Origin of the sequence: Sphingomonas sp. CCH9-F2 (assembly GCF_001556735.1) — a bacterium.
GTDB classification, from domain to species: Bacteria; Pseudomonadota; Alphaproteobacteria; order Sphingomonadales; family Sphingomonadaceae; genus Sphingomonas; species Sphingomonas ginsenosidimutans.
In genome coordinates this window covers 1-1,303 of the sequence record NZ_LSJO01000038.1, presented here as the reverse complement: position 1 = coordinate 1,303, position 1,303 = coordinate 1, and the positions used below count along the sequence as shown (strand labels likewise).

Here is a 1,303-nt window from a genome sequence, read left to right as displayed (position 1 = left end):
TATCGCGGATCAGCCCCAGGATCGATTCGATCGACTTGGCATGATCGCTCAGCGCCGCGGTCGCGGTCACCGCGCCTTCGGCCTGGACGGTGGCATCCGCCAGCGTGCGGTTGCACGCATCCATGCTGGTGCGCACGTCCTCGATCGCGCAGATCAGCCCGGCGGCGGTGGAGGCCGCGTCGCGCATCGCCAGCGCGGACTGTTCGGCGGCGGCGGCGACCTCGCTGGTCTTCTCCAGCATGTCGGCGGTGCAGGCGGAGGCCTGTTCGACCTGCCCGCGCACGTCCAGCCCCTGTCTGGCGATCGCGTCGATGCCGGTGAAGATCGACGTGCGGAACGCGCCGCCGCGCTGTTCGCGGCTGGCGCGGGCATAGTGATCGGCCTGCATCGCCAGCTGGCGCGCCATCGCGTCGCCTTCGAACAGGGCCAGCCGCTGCACGACATCGGCGAGCCGGAGCAACCGCGCCACGTCCATCCCCGGCGCGTCGGCGATCAGCGAGAGGATCTGCGCATGCGCGCGCGACATCGACGCCAGGAAGGCGGTGAGCGGGATATGCGCACGCTGCGACATCTCGACATAGTGGATCAGCTTGGCCTTCCAGCGTTCACTGCACGGCTCTTCGTAGCGGATGCGGACGAATTCGATCGTGCGCGCCTGCTCGGCGGCGATCTCCTCGGGCGTGTTGCCGAGCGCCTCGCGCGGGAGCGTCGGCTGTGCGCGGAAATGATCCCAGAACGCCTGCGACACCGCCTGCCAGCCGTCCGCCGCATCGAGGATCGCGACGATATCGCGGCACGCCGCCGGCACGGCGCCGTCCCAGTCGAAGCCGATCGCGCGCTGGGCGAGCGGGCGCGTGTCGAAATAGACCGCCGGATCGCTCATCGGCCTTTCCCGCCGCGCGCCGCCGCCGTCATGCCGCGACCTTCCCGGCATAGACCGACGCCCGCCCCTCGAGCGCGCCCAGGCGCCCTGCCAGCGTGTCGAAGCCGGCGCCCAGCTGGTCGATCTGGGTCGCGACGGTTTCGGTGTCGTGGCGGATCGTGGCGATGGTGTGCGACATCGAATCGGCGGCCAGCGCGGTTTCGTCGACCGCGGCGGTGATCGCGGTGACGGTATGCGCCTGCGCCTCCATCGCGTGGCGGATGCGCGTGGCGCTTTCCTGCACCTCGGCCACGGTGGTGCGGATCGAAGCGCTGGTATCGACGGTGACGCGGGTGGCGGCCTGGATCGCGGCGATCTTCGCGGCAATATCGTCGGTGGCGCGCGCGGTCTGGTTGGCGAGGCTCTTGACCTCCTGCGCGA

1 protein-coding gene and 1 pseudogene are annotated in these 1,303 nt (G+C 70.5%); both read right to left on the bottom strand.

Features of this window, described 5'->3' with window-relative positions:
- Positions 1-883: pseudogene (locus AX685_RS01075) on the bottom strand (methyl-accepting chemotaxis protein); the annotation flags it as partial.
- Positions 884-911: 28 nt separating this feature from the next.
- A partial coding sequence (locus AX685_RS01070) for a methyl-accepting chemotaxis protein (protein ID WP_231738489.1) occupies positions 912-1,303 on the bottom strand: 392 nt, incomplete at its 5' end.